The organism is Pseudomonas sp. R11F, assembly GCF_050312575.1.
Lineage (GTDB): Bacteria > Pseudomonadota > Gammaproteobacteria > Pseudomonadales > Pseudomonadaceae > Aquipseudomonas > Aquipseudomonas palleroniana.
This window is the reverse complement of record NZ_JBNPJU010000065.1, coordinates 288,356-307,958: the sequence shown is the minus strand read 5'-3', so window position 1 is coordinate 307,958 and position 19,603 is coordinate 288,356. Positions and strand designations below refer to the sequence as shown.

Annotated in this window: 18 protein-coding genes; 8 read left to right on the top strand and 10 right to left on the bottom strand. The window is 61.6% G+C overall.

Annotation, left to right across the window (positions count from 1 at the left end):
* Positions 1-91: 91 nt before the first annotated feature.
* The 6 genes from ACQRBV_RS19950 (at position 92) to ACQRBV_RS19925 (ending at position 8,993) form a co-directional block, all read left to right on the top strand.
* Positions 92-1,492, top strand: a complete 1,401-nt coding sequence (locus tag ACQRBV_RS19950) for a sigma-54 interaction domain-containing protein (protein WP_244383324.1) — start codon at positions 92-94, stop codon at positions 1,490-1,492.
* A 285-nt stretch (positions 1,493-1,777) separates the two neighbouring features.
* On the top strand, positions 1,778-3,169 hold the full coding sequence (locus tag ACQRBV_RS19945; RefSeq protein ID WP_060752571.1) for a GntP family permease: 1,392 nt from the start codon (positions 1,778-1,780) through the stop codon (positions 3,167-3,169).
* 7 nt (positions 3,170-3,176) lie between these two features.
* Positions 3,177-3,950: a 3-hydroxybutyrate dehydrogenase gene (locus tag ACQRBV_RS19940; RefSeq protein ID WP_060752570.1), complete on the top strand. Its 774-nt coding sequence runs from the start codon at positions 3,177-3,179 to the stop codon at positions 3,948-3,950.
* Positions 3,951-4,030: 80 nt separating this feature from the next.
* A complete protein-coding gene (locus ACQRBV_RS19935; protein WP_090370570.1) occupies positions 4,031-5,986 on the top strand; it encodes an acetoacetate--CoA ligase in 1,956 nt (651 codons plus the stop codon).
* A gap of 143 nt (positions 5,987-6,129) precedes the next feature.
* Positions 6,130-8,667 carry a PAS domain-containing protein gene (locus ACQRBV_RS19930; protein ID WP_060752568.1) on the top strand — a complete coding sequence of 846 codons (2,538 nt, stop codon included), beginning with the start codon at positions 6,130-6,132 and terminating at the stop codon, positions 8,665-8,667.
* A gap of 50 nt (positions 8,668-8,717) precedes the next feature.
* On the top strand, positions 8,718-8,993 hold the full coding sequence (locus ACQRBV_RS19925) for a peptidylprolyl isomerase (protein ID WP_060752567.1): 276 nt from the start codon (positions 8,718-8,720) through the stop codon (positions 8,991-8,993).
* Positions 8,994-9,095: 102 nt separating this feature from the next.
* On the opposite strand, the gene ACQRBV_RS19920 is transcribed toward ACQRBV_RS19925, so the two are convergent.
* From ACQRBV_RS19920 to ACQRBV_RS19885, 8 genes are all read right to left on the bottom strand, one after another.
* Complete coding sequence (locus ACQRBV_RS19920; RefSeq protein ID WP_411984287.1) at positions 9,096-10,001, bottom strand: sugar kinase; 906 nt, start codon at positions 9,999-10,001, stop codon at positions 9,096-9,098.
* A gap of 110 nt (positions 10,002-10,111) precedes the next feature.
* The gene (locus tag ACQRBV_RS19915) at positions 10,112-11,320 is read right to left on the bottom strand and encodes an amino acid deaminase (RefSeq protein WP_411984288.1); all 1,209 of its coding nucleotides are present in this window, start codon (positions 11,318-11,320) and stop codon (positions 10,112-10,114) included.
* Positions 11,321-11,329: 9 nt separating this feature from the next.
* Positions 11,330-12,094 (bottom strand): IclR family transcriptional regulator, encoded by a 765-nt coding sequence (locus ACQRBV_RS19910; RefSeq protein ID WP_060752564.1) that lies wholly within the window; start codon positions 12,092-12,094, stop codon positions 11,330-11,332.
* 147 nt (positions 12,095-12,241) lie between these two features.
* Positions 12,242-12,631 carry a RidA family protein gene (locus ACQRBV_RS19905; protein ID WP_060752563.1) on the bottom strand — a complete coding sequence of 130 codons (390 nt, stop codon included), beginning with the start codon at positions 12,629-12,631 and terminating at the stop codon, positions 12,242-12,244.
* A 14-nt stretch (positions 12,632-12,645) separates the two neighbouring features.
* A complete protein-coding gene (locus tag ACQRBV_RS19900; RefSeq protein WP_161549792.1) occupies positions 12,646-13,428 on the bottom strand; it encodes an amino acid ABC transporter ATP-binding protein in 783 nt (260 codons plus the stop codon).
* On the bottom strand, positions 13,425-14,087 hold the full coding sequence (locus ACQRBV_RS19895) for an amino acid ABC transporter permease (protein WP_060752561.1): 663 nt from the start codon (positions 14,085-14,087) through the stop codon (positions 13,425-13,427). The genes ACQRBV_RS19900 and ACQRBV_RS19895 overlap by 4 nt, the downstream gene beginning before the upstream one ends.
* Before the next feature lie 11 nt (positions 14,088-14,098).
* On the bottom strand, positions 14,099-14,761 hold the full coding sequence (locus ACQRBV_RS19890; protein WP_060752560.1) for an amino acid ABC transporter permease: 663 nt from the start codon (positions 14,759-14,761) through the stop codon (positions 14,099-14,101).
* 52 nt (positions 14,762-14,813) lie between these two features.
* Positions 14,814-15,662: a transporter substrate-binding domain-containing protein gene (locus ACQRBV_RS19885; protein ID WP_060752559.1), complete on the bottom strand. Its 849-nt coding sequence runs from the start codon at positions 15,660-15,662 to the stop codon at positions 14,814-14,816.
* 332 nt (positions 15,663-15,994) lie between these two features.
* Between ACQRBV_RS19885 and ACQRBV_RS19880 the strand changes: the two genes are divergently transcribed.
* Together ACQRBV_RS19880 and ACQRBV_RS19875 are read left to right on the top strand one after the other, a co-directional pair.
* Positions 15,995-16,243: a hypothetical protein gene (locus ACQRBV_RS19880; RefSeq protein ID WP_060752558.1), complete on the top strand. Its 249-nt coding sequence runs from the start codon at positions 15,995-15,997 to the stop codon at positions 16,241-16,243.
* 91 nt (positions 16,244-16,334) lie between these two features.
* Positions 16,335-16,691, top strand: a complete 357-nt coding sequence (locus ACQRBV_RS19875) for a thioredoxin family protein (RefSeq protein WP_411984289.1) — start codon at positions 16,335-16,337, stop codon at positions 16,689-16,691.
* Here ACQRBV_RS19875 and ACQRBV_RS19870 read toward each other — a convergent pair.
* A complete protein-coding gene (locus ACQRBV_RS19870; RefSeq protein WP_411984290.1) occupies positions 16,648-18,216 on the bottom strand; it encodes a TerC family protein in 1,569 nt (522 codons plus the stop codon). The genes ACQRBV_RS19875 and ACQRBV_RS19870 overlap by 44 nt on opposite strands.
* Before the next feature lie 389 nt (positions 18,217-18,605).
* Entirely contained in the window at positions 18,606-19,586 is a 981-nt protein-coding gene (locus ACQRBV_RS19865) for a sugar-binding transcriptional regulator (RefSeq protein ID WP_060752556.1), read from the bottom strand.
* Positions 19,587-19,603: the final 17 nt, after the last annotated feature.

The following is a 19,603-nucleotide window of genomic DNA, read 5'->3' as shown; positions in this document are numbered from 1 at the left end:
AGCACAGATAGGCGACACGGGGTATCGGGCAGCGCTGCGTTATCGTTGACGTTTTTCGCGAGCAAGCTCGCGCCTACAGGATTCTGCACGCATGAGTACCAGCCTCAAGGACTACCAACAGGTTCGCGGCCAGGCGATCCAGTCGCTGTTCGAGATCATCGAGCAGTCCAGTGAAGGCACGGTGATTGTCGACCGCGACGCGAATATCGTCTGGATGAACGAGCGCTACGCCAAGCGCTTCGGGCTCAACAGCGCTGACGAAGCCATCGGCCAGCCCTGTGAGAAGGTCATTTCCAACAGTCTGCTGCGCCAAGTGGTGCGCACCGACAGGCCGATTCTGCTGGATATCCAGGACACGCCCAAAGGCCCGCTGGTGGTGATGCGCCTGCCGATCCATGACGAAGCCGGGGCAGTGATCGGGGCGATTGGCTTTGCGCTGTTTGATGAACTGCGCAACCTGTCGCCGATGATCGAACGTTACCTGAGCATGCAACAGGAGCTGGCGTCGACCCGCTCGCTGCTGCGCAAGCGTCAGAGCAAGTACAACTTTGCCCACTTTATCGGCACCAGCACTGCCAGCCTGGAAGTCAAACGCCGGGCACGCCGCAGTGCGAGTGCCGAGTCACCGGTATTGCTGCTTGGCGAAACCGGCACCGGCAAGGAGCTGCTCGCCCAGGCGATTCATGGCGCTTCGAATCGGGCGAGCAAAGCCTTTGTCAGTATCAACAGCGCGGCCATCCCCGCAGACCTGCTGGAGGCCGAATTCTTCGGCACCGCCCCCGGCGCGTTTACCGGCGCCGACCGCAAGGGGCGCCCCGGCAAACTGCAAATCGCCCAGGGCGGCACGCTGTTTCTCGATGAAATTGGCGATATGCCGCTGCCGCTGCAAAGCAAACTGCTGCGGGTGCTGCAGGAAAAGGAATATGAACCGGTCGGCTCCAACGAGATGCTGCACAGCGATGTGCGCGTGATCGCCGCCACCTCCATGGACCTGGAAGCGGCGATCAAGCGCGGTGAGTTCCGTGCGGACTTGTATTACCGGCTCAACGTGCTGCCGATCCAGGTGCCGCCCTTGCGTGAGCGCCTGGAGGACATCCCGGCGCTGAGCGAGGCGATTCTTGAAGAACTGCTCAGCCGCCACGAACTCGCCCCCGAGGCTCTGGGGCTGCTGGCGCAACATGCGTGGCCGGGGAATATTCGCGAGCTGCGCAATGTGCTGGAGCGTGCGGCGTTGTTGAGTGATGACCTGGTGTTGAATGCCGCAGACATTCGAGCGGCGATCGGTACGTTCAGCCCGGTGGAGCGCAGTACGCTGCGGGCGATCGAGGGTGAGTCGTTCAGCGCTGCACGGGAACGCTTTGATCGGCAGGTGATCACGGGCGCACTGCAAGCCTGTGACGGCAATGTGGTGGAGGCGGCCAGGCGCCTGGGGCTTGGGCGGTCGACGCTGTACAAGAAGATGGTGGCGCTGGGCATCATCCAATCTCAATAAAGAGATACAAATCTCAAAGTAGAGACATCCTTCTGTGGGAGGGGGCTTGCTCCCGATAGCTGCATTCCTGCTGGCACAAGTACCGACTGAAACACCGCTATCGGGAGCAAGCCCCCTCCCACATTGGATCTACACTTGTCTCAATTAAGAGACAAATATTCTAAATACTGCTTATAAATCAAAATATTTCTATATATATCAATAAGTTAATCTATTTGGCATGCATCTAGCTATAGATCTTCTCCAAAGCACCACCCCACAAAAATAACAATCTGGAGACACACCATGAGTGTGATCATTGCCCTGGCAGCCCTGGCGCTGCTGATGCTGGCTGCCTACCGTGGCTATAGCGTTATCCTGTTTGCGCCCATCGCCGCCCTCGGCGCGGTACTGCTCACCGACCCCTCCGCCGTCGCCCCTGCCTTTACCGGGGTGTTCATGGAGAAAATGGTCGGCTTCATCAAACTGTATTTCCCGGTATTCCTGCTCGGTGCGGTGTTCGGCAAGCTGATCGAGCTGTCGGGCTTTTCGCGTTCGATTGTTGCCGCAGCGATCCGCCTGCTCGGCACCCGCCAGGCGATGCTGGTGATCGTGCTGGTCTGCGCCCTGCTCACCTACGGCGGCGTGTCGCTATTCGTGGTGGTGTTCGCGGTGTACCCGTTCGCCGCCGAGATGTTCCGCCAGAGCAATATCCCCAAGCGCCTGATTCCGGCGACCATCGCCCTCGGCGCGTTCTCGTTCACCATGGACGCCCTGCCCGGCACACCGCAGATCCAGAACATCATCCCCAGCACCTTTTTCAACACCACGGCGTGGGCGGCGCCGTGGCTGGGGCTGATCGGCACGATTTTCGTGTTCTGCGCCGGCATGCTCTACCTGACACGCCAGCGCAACAAGGCACAACGCGCCGCCGAGGGTTATGGCACCGAGTTGCGCAACGAACCGGAAACCGCCGAAAACCTGAGGCTGCCCAACCCTTGGATCGCCCTGTCGCCATTGATTCTGGTGGGCGTGATGAACCTGTTGTTCACCCACTGGATTCCACAGTGGTACGGCAAGACCCACAGCCTCAGCCTGCCGGGCATGAGCGCGCCGGTGACCACCGAGATCGCCAAGCTCACCGCGATCTGGGCGGTGCAGGCGGCACTGTTGGTGGGCATCCTGATGGTGCTGGCATTCGGCTGGTCGGCGATCAAGAGCAAGCTTGCCGACGGCAGCAAAAGTGCGGTCAGCGGCGCCTTGCTGGCGGCGATGAACACCGCGTCGGAATACGGCTTCGGCGCGGTGATTGCCTCGCTGCCGGGCTTCCTGGTGCTGGCGGACTGGCTCAAGGGTATCCCCAACCCACTGGTCAACGAGGCGATTACCGTGACCCTGCTGGCCGGTATCACCGGTTCCGCCTCCGGCGGCATGAGCATCGCCCTGGCGGCGATGTCCGAGAGCTTTATTTCGGCGGCCCACGCGGCCAATATTCCGCTTGAAGTGCTGCACCGGGTCGCGGCCATGGCCAGCGGCGGCATGGACACCCTGCCCCACAACGGCGCGGTGATCACGCTGCTGGCGGTCACCGGGCTGACCCACCGCGAAGCCTACAAGGACATTTTCGGCATCACCCTCATCAAGACCCTCGCGGTCTTCGTGGTGATTGGTACTTTCTACGCCACCGGCATTGTGTGAGGTTTTCATGACGACTTTGAATGGCAAGACCGCCCTGGTTACCGGCTCCACCAGCGGCATCGGCCTGGGCATCGCACTGAGCCTGGCCAAGGCCGGCGCCAACCTGATCCTCAACGGCTTCGGCGATGCCAGCGCGGTGATCGCCCAGGTACAGGCGTTCGGCGGCAAGGTCGGCCACCACCCGGCCGACGTCAGCGACCCGGCGCAGATCGCCGACATGATCGCCTATGCCGAGCGTGAGTTCGGCGGCGTCGATATCCTGGTCAACAACGCCGGTATCCAGCATGTGGCGGCGGTAGAAGATTTCCCGGTGGAGCGCTGGGACTCGATCATCGCAATCAACCTGTCCTCGGTGTTCCACAGCACACGCCTGAGCTTGCCGGGAATGAAGGCCAAGGGCTGGGGGCGCATCGTCAACATCGCGTCGGTGCACGGCCAGGTCGGCTCGGTGGGCAAGGCGGCCTATGTGGCGGCCAAACACGGCGTCATCGGCCTGACCAAAGTCGTGGGCCTGGAGACGGCCACCAGCAACGTCACCTGCAACGCTATCTGCCCAGGCTGGGTGCTGACACCGCTGGTGCAGAAGCAGATTGACGATCGTGCCGCCGCGGGTGTCGATCCGCAGCAGGCGCAGCATGACCTGCTGGCCGAGAAACAACCGTCGCTGGAATTTGTCACCCCACCGCAGCTGGGCGAGTTGGTGCTGTTCCTGTGCAGCGAAGCCGGTGCCCAGGTGCGCGGCGCCGCCTGGAATATTGACGGCGGCTGGCTGGCGCAGTAATCCAGGCACTGAAGATTCAAATAGGGGTGAGGCAGCCCGCCCCCCTATTTGATCGTCGTTGACGAACAAGAGATTCGCCTATGTCCGACATCCTCTGGCAACCCTCCCCGGAACGCATCGCCAACACGCGCATGGACCAGTTCCGCCGCTACATCAACCAACGCTACAGCGTGCAGCTCGACGATTACCCCGCCCTGCACCAGTGGAGCATCGACCAGCGCCCGGATTTCTGGCAGGCCATCGTCAGCTATTTCGACGTTGCGTTTCGCAGCCCGCCCATTGCGACGCTGATCGAAGAGGCCGAGATGCCCAGCGCCCAGTGGTTTCCCGGCGCCACGCTGAACTTCGCCGAACACCTGCTGCGCCGCCGAGATGAGCACCCGGCCGTGGTCGCCATCAGTGAGGATGGCCACCGCGAAGCCTTGACCTACGCCGAACTCGCCCAGCATGTCGCCGGCTTGCAGCGCAGCCTGCGCGACGCCGGCGTGACCCAGGGCGACCGCGTCGCCGCGTGCATGCCCAACACCTGGCAAACCCTGGTGGGCATGCTGGCCACCACCAGCCTCGGCGCGATCTGGTCGTGTTCGTCGCCGGACTTCGGCACCCAGGGCGTGATCGACCGCTTCGGCCAGATCGAGCCCAAAGTGTTGATCACCTGCGCCGGTTACCGCTATGCCGGTAAAGACATCGACCAGAGCGCCAAGCTCAATGAAATCCTCGAACGCCTGCCGTCCCTCGAACAGCTGATCATCGTGCCGTACGCACGACCTCAGGCGCGGGTCGACGACTACCGCAGCCGAGCCAGGGTCACGCTGTGGCACGACTTCTATCAACCTGGCGGCGAGCCCGAGTTTGTGGCCGTGCCGTTCGATCACCCGCTGTACATCCTCTATTCCAGCGGCACCACCGGCGTGCCCAAATGCATCATCCACGGCACCGGCGGCGTGCTGCTCACCCATCTCAAGGAGCACGGCCTGCATGCCGACCTGTCCAGGGATGATTGCCTGTTCTACTACACCACCTGCGGCTGGATGATGTGGAACTGGCTGGTGTCGGTGTTGGCCCTTGGCGCAACCGCAGTGCTATATGACGGCTCGCCATTCCACCCTGGGCCCGAGCGATTGATCGACCTGATCGATGCGGAACACATCAGCGTGTTCGGCACCAGCCCGAAATTCCTCGCCACCCTGGAAAAAGCCGGGCTGCAACCGCGCCTGAGCCATGATCTGCACAGCCTCAAGGGCCTGATTTCAACCGGTTCGCCGCTGTCGCCCCACAGTTACGACTATGTGTACCGCGAGATCAAACCCGAGCTGTGCCTGGCGTCGATGTCGGGCGGTACCGACATCGTCTCCTGTTTTGTGATCGGCAACCCGGTGCTGCCGGTGCGGCGCGGCGAAATGCAGTGCAAGAGCCTGGCGATGGCCATCGAAGTGTGGGATGAACACGGCCGGCCGTTGATCGGCGAGAAAGGCGAGCTGGTGTGCACCCGGCATTTTCCGGCGATGCCGATCGGCTTATGGAACGATCCGGACCAGCAGAAACTGCGCGCCTCGTATTTCAGTCAGTTTCCCGGGGTGTGGGCTCAGGGCGACTACGCCGAGCAGCGCCCCCATGGCGGCCTGCTGATCCACGGGCGCTCGGACGCCGTGCTCAACCCCGGCGGCGTACGGATCGGCACCGCAGAGATCTATCGCCAGGTGGAAAAAATCCCGCAAGTGCTGGAAAGCCTGGCCATCGGCCAACGCTGGCAAGACGATGTGCGTGTGGTGCTGTTCGTACGCCTCAATGACGGTATCGAGCTCGACGACGCCCTGCAACAGCAGATCCGCCAGGTAATCCGCGCCAACACCACACCGCGCCACGTGCCGGCGAGGATTCTCGCCGTCTCCGATATCCCGCGCACCATCAGCGGCAAGATCGTCGAATTGGCGGTGCGCAATGTGGTTCACGGCGAGCCGGTGAAAAACACCGACGCCCTGGCCAACCCGCAGGCCCTGGCGCAGTTTCGCGACCGCCCTGAACTGGCGACATGAAGCGGAAAGGTTTCAGCTTGACGCACTGATTTGAAGACAAACGCCCAATGCATGCTATTTTTCGTGGGGTAGTCAGCCGTTCCCCTCTCACGGGATAATCGGCTTTTGTCGTATTTCAAAGCGTCAAGCGTAGGGTTTTTTTCATGAATGGAACATCCACCGACAGCGAAGCAGCAGTCTTGATCGCGCGGCTGGACTGGGCGCAAAGCCCTCTCGGTGATGCGGCTAACTGGCCGCAAAGCCTGCGCACCGCCGTCGATATCGTCGTCCACTCACCGATGCCGATGCTGCTGTTGTGGGGCAGCCAACTGACCCAACTCTACAATGATGGGTTCGCCCGGCTCGCCGGCAACAAGCACCCCGATGCCTTGGGCCGACCGGCACATGAAACCTGGCCGGAGCTTGAGAGTTTCGCTGCGCCGATCTATGACGCGGTCCTCGGCGGGCAGGTACGCACCTTCAGCGAACAGCGCTTCGTCTTGCAGCGTAACCACCGCGACACCGAGATCTGGCTCGACCTGACCTACAGCCCGGTACGCAATGAGCACGGCACGGTCGCCGGCATCCTGGTCACCGCGATTGAAACCAACGAACGCCGCAGCAAAACCCTCGAACTGCAGCAACGCTCCGAAGACAGCCTCAAGGCCCAGCACAACACCGAACAACGCCTGCAACTGGCCTTGGCCGCGACCGACGCGGTAGGCACCTGGGATTGGGATATCAGCGAAGACCGCTTTATCGCCGACGCCCATTTCGCCTACCTGCACGGCGTCGACCCGCAAGACGCCGACCTGTTGCCGATCAGCGCGTACCTGCAAGGCGTGCACCCCGAAGACCGTGGCATGGTGGCGCGCAGCATCAAGCACTGCATCACCTTCGGCACCGAATACGCCGAGGAGTACCGCTTGCTGCAAGCCGACGGCCAGTTGCGCTGGGTGTTTGCCCGCGGCCGCTGCTACAAGGACCCGCAGGGTCGCCCGGCACGTTTCCTCGGTGCCGCACTGGACCTGACCGAACGCAAGCACACCGAGCAGGCCTTGCGTCAAAGCCAGACCGAATTGCAGCTGATCATCAACGCCATGCCGGTGCTGATCGGCTACGTCGACCACGAAGAGCGCTTTCGCCTGAACAACAGCGCCTACCTCGACTGGTACGGCCTGACGCCCCAGGAGCTGTACGGTAAGAGCATCCGTGAAGTGCTCGGCGACGAGGTGTATGCCGGGCGCGCCGACAAGATCGCCGCCGCCCTCAAGGGCAAGGCCTGCAGTTTCCTGACCATCACCCCGCATCGCGACGGCCGGGCGCGCCACGCCTTGATGAAGTACCTGCCGCGTTTCAGCAATGACGGTTCGGTCAATGGCTTCTACATCTTTGTGATCGACGAGACCGAACGCATCCTCACTGAAGAAGCCTTGCGTCACCTCAACGAAAACCTTGAAGAACGCGTGGCCCAGCGCACCCAGGCGCTGGCCGAGGCCAACCAGCGCCTGCAAAACGAAATGTTCGAGCGCGAGCGCGCCGAAGACGCACTGCGCCATGCGCAGAAGATGGAGGCGGTGGGCCAGCTCACCGGCGGCATCGCCCACGACTTCAACAATATGCTCACCGGCATCATTGGCAGCCTGGACCTGATGCAGCGTTATATCGCCGCCGGGCGCAGCGACGAAATCGGCCGTTTCACCGACGCGGCGGTGTCCTCCGCCCACCGCGCGGCCGCCCTCACCCACCGGCTACTGGCGTTTTCACGGCGCCAGTCGCTGGACCGTCGGCCGATCGATCCCAACCAGTTGGTGGCCTCCCTGGAAGATCTGTTCCGCCGTACCAAAGGCGCGCATATCACGCTCAAGGTGCAGTTGGGCAAGGACATCTGGCCGGTCAACACCGACGCCAGCCAACTGGAAAACGCCCTGCTCAACCTGGTGATCAACGCGCGCGACGCCATGCCCGACGGCGGCGAATTGCTGATCGAAACCGCCAACAGCTACCTGGACGGCACTGATATCACCACCCTGGAACCGGTCAAGGCCGGCGATTACGTGATGCTCGGCGTATGCGATAACGGCACCGGCATGGCGCCGAAAATCCTCGCCAAAGCCTTCGACCCGTTCTTCACCACCAAGCCCATCGGCCAGGGTACGGGCCTGGGGCTGTCGATGATCTACGGCTTTGCCCAGCAGTCCGGCGGCCATGTGACCATTCACAGCGAACCGGGCCAGGGCACCTGCGTGCGCCTGTACCTGCCGCGCCTGCATGGCACCGCACTGGAAAGCCGCCAGCCCGCGAACTTGAGCGAAGCCCCGCTGGCATTGGCTGGTGAGTCCGTCGTGGTGGTCGAGGACGACCCTGCCGTGCGGATGCTGGTGGTCAACGTGCTCGGTGAACTGGGCTACACCGCGCACCAGGCTGGCGATGCACGCACGGCGCTGCCGTTGCTGGAATCGGACCTGCGTGTCGACCTGCTGGTGACCGACGTCGGCCTGCCGGGCCTGAACGGCCGGCAACTGGCGGAAATCGCCCGCCAGCACCGCCCGGGCCTGCGGGTCTTGTTCATGACCGGCTACGCCGAAAAAGCCGCCGAGCGCCAAGGCTTTCTGGAAGACGGCATGGACATGGTCGCCAAACCCTTTTCCATCGAGTTACTGGCCACGAAAATCCGCAGCATGATCGGCGTTGACGCCTGAGTTCAGGCATAATCGCGCGCCCTGACGTTTGACCGTTGCAAGGTAACAAGATGAAAGCCCTAGCCCGTCACATCCTGGTGAAAACCAGTGAAGAAGCCGAACAGCTCAAGCAACGCATCGCCAAAGGCGAAGCGTTTGATGTGTTGGCCAAAAAGTACTCCACCTGCCCCTCGGGCAAGCGCGGCGGCGACTTGGGCGAAGTACGGCCAGGGCAGATGGTCGGGGCGATCGATGCGGTGATCTTCAAGAAACCGGTGAAGGTGGTTCACGGGCCGATCAAGAGCAAGTTCGGGTACCACCTGGTACAGGTGTTCTACCGCGACTGAGTGTTCGACTTCAAACCGCTATCGGGAGCAAGTCGAACCGTCGCACCGCCCCTCCCACAACTGTGGGAGGGGGCTTGCTCCCGATCCGCCAGAGGCGGCCATTCACCTGGGAATCAATGCCCCTGGCACCTGGATCACCCGGCTAGCCAATCGATGCCCAGCCAAAGCCGCCTGCTCAGGCGAGCGGCCCTTCAGCCGACAAGCCAGATACGCCGCACTGAACGAATCCCCCGCTGCCGTGGTGTCCACCACCCTCTCCACCTTCAAGGCCGGCACCGCAAAACGCTCGCCATCACAACGGATCAGACACGCATCCGCCCCACGCTTGAGCACCACCTCGGCCAACCTCGGATACGCTGCGAACACCTGCTCACTGTCGGCATAGCCAAACAATGCACGTTCGTCATCCTCGGTCAGCAAGGCGATATCCACCTCGGCCATGACCTGGTGATACGCCGCGCGCGCCGCCTCGACAGTGGCCCACAGCCGGGGGCGGTAGTTGTTATCGAACACCACCTTGCCGCCGCGTCGACGGGTTTCGATCAGGGCCTGCAGCAAGCGCTGACGCCCGACCTCACCCAGTACCGCCAGGGTGATGCCACTGAAATACACCACGTCGTAACCCGGCAAGGCCGCGAGGACCGGTTCGGCCGCAGGCGTGGTGAAACAATCACGCACGGCGGCCTCGTTGCGCCAATAGAGAAATTTGCGCTCGCCGTTGGCGTCGGTCTGGATGCAGTACAACCCCGGCAAGCGCCCAGGCAAGCGCTGGACCATGCCCAGGCCCACGCCTTCTTGTGTCCACTGGGCACACATGGCATCGCTGAAACTGTCATCGCCCAGCGCGGTGACGTAGTCGACACTGCCGCTTTCGCCCAGCTCACGGCGCAGGTACACCGCGGTGTTCAAGGTGTCACCGCCGAAGCTCTGGTGCAGGCTGCCGTCGGCGCGGTGTTGCAATTCGATCATGCATTCGCCGATCAGGGCGATGTGCGGATGGGTGCTCATAGCGATGGTCTCGGGTGTGGCTGATGGCATCATCGCGAGCAAGCCCGCTCCCACATTTGGAATGCATTTCAACGGTGGGGCGGGCGTGCTCGCGAAAGGAGCGACTCGGTTCAGAAGCAGGTTTCCAGGGACTCGATCACCTGCAACTGCTCATCCACCAGACAGCCGACTTGCCACTTGTCGAAGGTCAGGCACGGGTGCGAAGTACCGAACGAAAGGATATCGCCGATGCGCAGTTCGACCCCCGGCGCCACGGTCATGAACGCATGCTGGTCCATCACCGCCGTGACCTTGCACGCGCTCACATCATCACCTTGCGCCGGCACAATACCGGCCTTGTAGCGCTTGAGCGGCACCGGCAGACCGGCGTCGTAGGCTACATCGCGCTTGCCCAGCGCGATCACCGCAAAGCCCGGTTCAGGCAGCGACTGCACATGCGCCCAGACTTCCAGGGCCGGGCGCAAGCCTTCGTCGAGGTCGCTGCGGCGGTCGAGCACGCAGCACTGCGCCTCTTTGTAGATGCCATGGTCGTGGGCCACATAGCTGCCCGGCCGCAATACGCTGAGGAAACGGCCGGCGGCGTTCTGGGTTTCGAAAGACTCGGCGATCAGGTCATACCAGGCCGAGCCCGATGCCGTGATGATCGGCTTGGGCAGGTCGAAAGCGCCGCTGTCTTGCAGCTCCACCGCCAAACGCACCAGGCTGGCGGCGAACTCGCGAATGCCGCTGACGGCATGCTCGCCGTGGATCACGCCTTCATATCCTTCGATGCCGGTCAGCGCGAGCGCCGGCTGCGCCTTGATCGCCTTGGCCAGGTCACGCACTTGCTGCTCGCTGCGGCAACCGCAACGGCCTCCGACCACGCCGTACTCGATCATCACGTTCAGGCGCAGGCCACGGGCGGCGAAGAACAGGCCCAGGTCGGCGACATTGTCCGGGTGGTCGACCATGCAGTGAAAGTCGAAATCCTGATCGGCCAGCAGGTCGGCGATCAGCGCCATGTTCGGTGCGCCCACCAGCTGGTTGGCCATCAATACACGGCGCACACCACCGGCATAGGCCGCACGGGTTTGCACGGCGTTGGCCAGGGTGATGCCCCAAGCGCCTGCCGCGATCTGGCGCTGAAACAGCGCGGGCATCATGCTGGTCTTGCCATGGGGCGCGAGCTCGGCGCCGCTGTTGCTGACAAACGCCTGCATCCAGCGGATGTTGTGTGCCAGGGCGTCGCGATGCAGCACCAGCGCCGGCAGGCTGACATCACGGACCAGGTGGGCTCCCACTGCGGCGGCGCCCTTTTCGACAGCATTGAAGGCAGACATGACATGCTCCTATTCGTTGATGCGACGGGCCAGGTTGTTGGCGCTTTCGATCAGCACCCGGCGATAGTCGTGGTAATGGGTGATGGCATCCGCACGCGGTGCGACGATGCACAGCGTCGCGATGCTGACGCCCTGCGCGTCCCTGACCGGGGCGGCAAAGCAATGGGTAAAGGTGTCGGCCACACTGTCGAAGGAAAAGAACCCGTCGAGGGTGGCCTGACGGATTTGCGCCAGGAACGTCTCCAGCGGCAAGCGCTGGCCGTCCGGCAGGATAAAGTCGTCGGGGTCGATCAAGTCGATGATCTGCTGGTCGCTCAAGTGCCCCAGCAACAGGCGCCCGGACGCGGTCCATGGGATCGGCGCGTTTTCACCGATGTCCGACGAAATGCGGAAATGCCGCTCGCCTTCGCGCATCAGCGCCACAGTGTATTTGCGCCCATTGAGCAGGCACATCTGCGCGGTTTCGCGGGTCTGGCTGACGATTTCCTGCAAGGCATGGTCAGCCTCGCGGGTCAGGTCGAAATGGCGCAAGTGCGCCTGGCCGAGAAAATACAGCTGGCGGCCCAGGTAGACATGGCCGTCCTTGCCCACGGTTTCCAGGATGCGCCGCTCGAGCAAGGAGGCGACCAGCTCGTAGACCGTGGACTTGGGGCTGCCGATGCCGTTGGCAATATCATTCGGGCGCAGGGGCTGGCCGACTTCCTTGAGAAAATCGAGGATATCGAATGCACGGTCCAGGCCTTTGGCGCGGCGTTTGATGGTGTCTTCGGTCATAACGGTAATCGGTCCGAGTTATTGATCGTTCCCACGCTCCGCGTGGGAACGCATACCGTGACGCTCTGCGTCACAGAAGCGAACGCAGAGCGTCCGAGGCGGCGTTCCCACGCAGAGCGTGGGAACAATCATTTAGAGTCGGGGCATTTAGCCTTTTTTCTTGTAGGCCACGCAATCGATCTCGACCTTGCAATCGACCATCATGCTGGCCTGTACGCAGGCCCGCGCCGGAGCGTGTTCCGGGGTGAAGTATTCGCCGAAGACCTTGTTGAAACTCCAGAAGTCCCGTGGGTCTTCCAGCCACACGCCAACGCGGACCACGTCCTTGAGTTCGTAACCGGCCTCTTCGAGGATCGCCACCACATTGCGCAGGGTCTGCCGGGTCTGCTCGACGATGCCGCCGGTGATGATTTCACCGTCCACCGCCGGCACCTGGCCCGAGACGTAGAGCCAACCGTCCGCTTCCACCGCACGCGCAAAAGGACGTGGCTGGCCGCCGCCGGCGGTGCTGCCGGTGCCGTAACGAGTAATGCTCATAAAATAACTCCTGATTAAAAACGAATGTTCTTCAAAAATTCAGCCAGGCGCGGCGATTGCGGGCGTTCGAAGATATCCTTCGACGAACCTTGTTCCTCAATGCGCCCCTGGTTCATGAATACGATCTTGTCAGACACTTCATAGGCGAAGCGCATTTCGTGGGTGACCAGCAGCATGGTCATGCCCTCTTCCGCCAAGCCCTTGATCACACTGAGCACCTCACCAACCAATTCCGGGTCGAGGGCCGAGGTGACTTCATCGAACAACATCAGGCTGGGGTTCATGGCAATGGCGCGGGCAATCGCCACGCGCTGTTGCTGGCCGCCCGACAATTGCCCGGGGAAGTGGTTACGCCGCTCCAGCAGGCCGACGCGGTCCAGCCATTTTTCGGCCAGGGCCACGGCTTCATCCTTGTTCATCTTCTTGACCTTGAGCAGGCCAAGGGTGACGTTCTGCAGCGCCGTCAGGTGCGGGAACAGGTTGAATTGCTGGAACGCCATGCCGGTCATCGCCCGATGCTGGGCGATCACGCGCTCGGGGTGGCGCACACGCTTGCCGGCAACTTCGCTGTAGCCGATGGACTCGCCGTCCAGGGTGATCTGCCCGCCCTGGAACTCTTCGAGCAGGTTGACGCAGCGCAACAGCGTGGTCTTGCCCGAGCCGCTGGAGCCGATCAACGTCACCACGTTACCGCGTTGCATGGACAGGTCGACGCCCTTGAGCACTTCCACCTGACCGTATTGTTTACGCAGGCCACTGATGTTCAGCAGCGGTTGCTGGGTTTGAGGTTGATTCATGGCAAGGCCACCCGCTTTTCAAGGTAACGCCCGAACAGCTCGATGGCGTAGTTGATGACAAAGAACAGAAAACCCGCGAACAGGTAGAACTCCAGGGTCATGAAGGTGCGTGCGATCACCTGCTGGGTACTGAGCAGCAACTCGGCCACGCCGATCACCGAGAGCAAGGTCGAGGCCTTGACGATTTCCGTGGAGGAATTGACCCAGGTCGGCAGGATCTGGCGCAGCGCCTGGGGCAATAGCACGTAACCCAGGGACTGGTAGAACGTCAGGCCGATGGCCTTGCCCGCCTCCAGTTGCCCACGCGGAATGGCTTGCAGTGCGCCGCGCACGATTTCCGAGACGTGGGAACCACAGAATAACGTCAGCCCGACCGCGCCGGCCTGGAATGCGCTGATGTGCCAGCCGAGGGCCGGCAGCATGTAGAAACACGCCAGCACCAGCACGAACACCGGCGTACCGCGGATCAGGTCGACATACAGACGAAACGGCGCACGCATCCAGAACTTGCCGTACGTCAGGATCAACCCGGCGACGATGCCGATCAGCGTGCCGAAAACAATCGCCAGCGCCGAGCAATACACGCTGGTTTCAAACCCCGCCCAAAGGGTGTCCCGGGCGACCCACAACTCATGCAACCAGCTGGGAGATTCGTACATGGAAACCCTCCTTAACGACGGATCGCCAGACGCTGTTCCAGGTAACGGAGCAGCATGGCAATCAGGTAACAGGCGGCCACATAGAGCGCCGTCGTGACCAGCCAGGTTTCGATGACCCGGTAGCTCTCGACGTTGATCTTGCGGGCGTAGTAAGTCAGTTCGGGCACCGCGATGGCGGCGGCCAGCGAGGTGTCCTTGAACAGCGAAATGAAATTGTTCGACAGCGCCGGCAGCACGTTGCGCAGCATCACCGGCACCGTGATGTAGGCACGGATGCGCCACTCACCCAAGCCGATGGCCAGGCCGGCTTCACGCAAGCCCTTGGGAATGTTCAACAGCCCGGCGCGGAACACTTCAGTCAGATAGGCACCGGCGTACAACGACAAGGTGATGATGAACGACGGGATCTTGTCCAGACGGATGCCCAGGCTGGGCAATGCAAAATAGATCAACAGGATCAGCACGAGGATCGGCGTGTTGCGGATCACCGTCACATACACCGAGGCGAAGAGGCGCAACGCACGGTGCCTGGACAGCATGGCAAACGCCATCATCAGGCCGATCACGCAGCCGATGGCGATCGACAGCAACGCCAGCTCAAGGCCGAGGCCAAGCCCTGCCAGCAAGCTGGGGAAGTCGCGCCACACGGCGGCAAAGTTCAACTGATAGTTCATGGTCGGCAGTACCTGAAACGGGGCGCCATGTGCGGCGCCCGCGGTTTACACATCACTTGAATTCAACCGGGAAACCAATCGCAGGCTCCGGCAGATCTACGCCGAACCATTGCTTGAACGAGGCTTTGTAGGTCGGGAACTCCACGCCGGTCATGGCTTCATGCAGCGCGGTGTTGACGAAGTTCAGCCAGTCCTGGTCGCCACGCTTGACGGCACACGCATAGGTTTGCGGGCTCCAGGCATAGGCCGGGCTGCGATAGCGACCAGGGTTCTGCACCATCAGGTACTTGACCGAAGACTGGTCGGTGGCGGCGGCATCGGCGCGACCGGAGTTCACGGCCTGGTACATCAGGTCGACGCTGTCGTACTGATCGACCTTGGCCTTGGGCAGTGCCTGGTGCACCAACTCTTCGGCATACACGTTTTGCAGCACGGCCACGGTGACGCCGTCGCCGGCGGCCTGCAGGTCTTCGATCTCTTTGTACTTGCTGTTGTTCGGCAACAGCAGGCCCACCCCTTCGCGGTAGTACGGCAAGGTAAAGGCAACCTGCTGCGCACGGCTGGCGGTAACGGTGATGAACTGGCAACTCATGTCGACCTTGTCGGTCAGCAGGTTGGGAATACGGGCGTCGGAGGACTGCACCACAAACTCCACCTTGCTCGGGTCGTTGAACAATCCCTTGGCCACGATGCGGCCGATGTCGATATCAAACCCTTGCAACTTGCCATCCGCTCCCTGGAAGTGCCACGGCGCATTGGTACTGCCTGTACCCACGATCAGATGCCCACGCTTGAGCACATCATCGAGCTTGCTGTCCGCCGCCTGCACCAGGCTTGCGAGGGAAGCCGATGCGGCGAAGAGAAAAACACACGCTTTAAACACGGAAGGTCGGTGATGCATGACAAGCACTCCAGGGATTGTGTATTCCGCTATACCGGAACTTGGTTTGTAACAACGGAATAGACAGCAGAAAGTGTGCCACACGCGTTAGCAGAAAAATATGATCGGGATAAATGCGTTATAAATCAGGGCGCTAATTCAAATAGCCGTAGAAGGCGTTGCGCCAGCACCCAAGGCCACCTTGCTACCCAATGCCCCACCACCCAGTGATTGCTCCAGCAAAGTGCGTCACAAGCGTGTTACCGCGCCCCCTTCGAGTGCGCCCACACCGGTGCAAAAACGCCTGCGCTGGACTAGCCTTGGCAGATTCGCGCCCCACAAGGACCTCACTGATGAAGCTCAGCCTTATTCTGGTTCTGCTCAGCTTTCTGGCCGCCGGCAGCGTTTCAGCCGCCAGCGACCGCCACGAATGCACGCAAGAACTGCAAAAACTCAAGGAAGCCTTCGACACCAACTACACCAGCCAGAACCACCACGGCTATCGCAAGGCCAAGGCCTCTCGGGACAATGAGGAATACCGCAAATGTGCGAGCCAGGCGCGCAAGGAACGCGAGCGACTGGAGCGCGACCGCGACGCGTGAGGTGCAGGTACCTGTGAAGGTTGACAGTAGACGCGGGAAATCCCTGGGCTTAGCGTTGGTCCGAAAACCATCCGTCGACAGGGACATCATCATGGGAATCGCTAAAGAGGTCATTAACAGCAATGAGGACTATCACTCGATACTGGCCGCGTACGAGACGGTGTTCCTGCTGTTTGTTTCAGCGACCTGCCCAGCGTGCGTGCGTGCCGTGCAGCTTTTCGAGCCCGTCGCCAAAGCCTATGAACACAGGGTGAAGAGCCTGGTGCTTGATACGGCAACCACCCCGCGGCTTGAGCCGGTGACAGGCACCCCGACCCTGGTCACTCATGTGGATGGCAAACTCAAGGAAGTCTTCAAGGGGTTTGGCCCCTGGGAAACCCAGGAGCAAACCATCGAAGCGATATTCAGCCGCTATGCCCAGCCAGGGGTATCAGGCGCACCTGCGTGACCCGCCGCTCCTCCACCGCCGCCACCGCCAGGCGCCAGCCTGCATGTTCCAGGCTGTCGCCCACCACCGGCAGGCGGTCGAGCAGGCTCATCACCAGGCCGGCCAGGGTCTGGTAATCCTCGGTGGCCACGGCATTGAAGCCGGTGCGCTGACTGACCTGGCTCAGGGTCAATGCGCCGTTGGCGCGGAAGCCGTTGCCTTCCTCGACGATATCCGGCCCCTCGATTTCGCTGGCATCGGGCAATTCACCGGCAATGGATTCCAGAATGTCGGTCATGCTCAACACGCCCATGAAATCGCCGAACTCGTTGATCACGAAGGCAATGTGGGTGGATTCCTGGCGCATCTGCTCCAGGGCGTTGAGGATCGAAAAACTCTCCAGCAGGTTGATCGCACGGCGCGCCAGGCGCTCAAGGTCAGGCTCGTGACCGGCCAGGTACTCCTTGAGCAGCTCCTTTTTGTGCACAAAGCCCAGCGGTTCATCCACCGCACCGTGGCGGATCAACGGCAAACGCGAGTAGGACGAATGCATCAGCTTCAGGCGAATCGTCTCGGGATCGTCCGCCAGGTCGATACAGTCGACCTTGGCCCTGGGCGTCATCAAGGTGCGGATCGGCCGCTCGGCCAGTTGCAGCACACCGCTGATCATCACGCGCTCGCGTCGATCAAATAATGGCCCCTGGCTGGCGTCGGGCTCGCCCAGCAAGTCAGCCACGTCGTCATCCATGCCTTCCACCGCCAGGCTGCGGCCACCCAACAAGCGCATGACCGCATGCGCGGTACGCTGGCGAACCGGCAGCGTACCTTGCGCCGACTTCTTGCGACGGGCACGGGCAATCTGGTTGAACAGTTCGATCAGGATCGAGAAACCGATCGCCGCATACAGGTAGCCCTTCGGAATATGGAAGCCCAAGCCTTCGGCGGTCAGGGCAAAGCCAATCATCATCAAAAAGCCCAGGCACAACATGATCACCGTCGGGTGCGCGTTGACGAAACGGGTCAGCGGCTTGCTCGCCACAATCATCAGGCCGATGGATACGATCACCGCGATCATCATCACGGCCAGCTCATCGACCATGCCTACAGCGGTAATCACCGCATCCAGGGAGAACACCGCGTCGAGCACCACAATCTGCGCCACGATCGGCCAGAACATCGCATAGGCGACATTGCCCGTACGCTGGGCCACATGACCTTCCAGCCGCTCGTGCAGTTCCATGGTGGCCTTGAACAACAGGAACACACCACCAAACAGCATGATCAGGTCACGGCCGGAGAAGCTCTTGTCGAACACCTCGAACAGCGGCTGGGTGAGGGTCACCAACCAGGAAATACTTGCCAGCAGGCCCAGGCGCATCAGCAACGCCAGGGACAAACCGATCAACCGCGCACGGTCGCGTTGTTCCGGCGGCAACTTGTCGGCCAGGATCGCGATAAACACCAGGTTGTCGATACCCAGCACCAGTTCCAGCACAATCAACGTCAACAGGCCGAGCCAGGCCGTGGGGTCCGCTAACCACTCCATTTATAGAACCTCTTTAGAATTTTTCAGAATGCCGGGCACGGCAATGCGCGGTCGATGGACCGGGACAAGGTTAGCAGGCGCAATACGGTAGGGTTTCAGCTGGAACAGCGGCAATGGTTGTCTTGGGGAAAGACGACTGGGAGGCTCCGAGAGGGTGTTCATGCAGGTCCTGAAATCATAAAAGGACTTGAATCGTACAGCCTGAACATAAATTTCCTACAACGCAAAACTATTACAAAACCTGTCCTCAACGCCGCCCCACCACCCTGTGGGAGGGGGCTTGCTCCCGATGACGGCCTGTCAGTCAGCCTATCTACCGACAGACTCACCGCCCACGGGAGCCAGCCGAATCGTCGCACCGCCCCACCCTCATTCCGATCTCGGCTGAGTCAGCCTTTACGGGTGGCATCATCCAGCGCCAGGATGGTGTGAGCGTTGGTGACCGTCGTTGCCAGCGTGTTGATCACCCCCGAGCGCAACGCACCCAGCGTCGCCGCCGCCTTGGTGTTTTCGCTGGCAATCGCTACCACATCCGGAATGCGGACCAGTTCCTGTACCGTCAAGCCGATCACCCGCCCTTGAATGGCGTTGACCGCCGGCTGGCCATGAATGTCGATGAAGTCATAGCCCATCATGTCCCCGACCGTACCGGACAACCGCGCCTGGGCAATCTCCTGGGGCGAGAACCAGCCCATGCGCACCATATTGCTGTTTTCGCTCATATCGCCAATGCCGATCAACGCGATGTCAGCGCGCCGGGCGCGGTCGAGTGTGGAACGCACGGTGTCGTTGTTGATCAGTACGCCCCGCAATTCCGGGTTGGCCACTAAGGCAGGGGCATACAGACTTTCGCTTTCGCCACCAAAGCGCAGCGCCAGGCGCCGGCAGATATGGTCAGGGTTCATGTATTCGCCGGCCTTGAGCGAACCACCGATAGCACACACAAATGTGCAGTTGCGCGTCACCGGCAGGAAGACGTTATCGGCCACTGCGCCGACATTGCGCCCCATGCCTACGGCGACGATCATGCCATCGCTCAACGTTTTGTTCAGGTAGTTGGCCACCAGGCTGGCGACTGCCGAGCGCTGGGTGTCGGGGTCGCTATGGTCGACCGCGATCAACGCACGATCCAACTTGAAGCGTTCCACCAACGCCCGCTCCAGTTCGTTGTTCATCGCCGGATGCTGCAAGACGCGCACCTCGACAATACCTTCATCCCGCGCACGCTTGAGCAGGCGGCTGACCTTGGCCCGCGACAGGTCGAAGCGCTTGGCGATGGCTTCCTGAGTGACGTTCTCAAGGTAATAGAGCATCGCCACTTCGGTCATCTGATCGATATCGCTGGCAATGCGCTGGGTACTGTCACTCATGGGGACGGGCTTCCGTT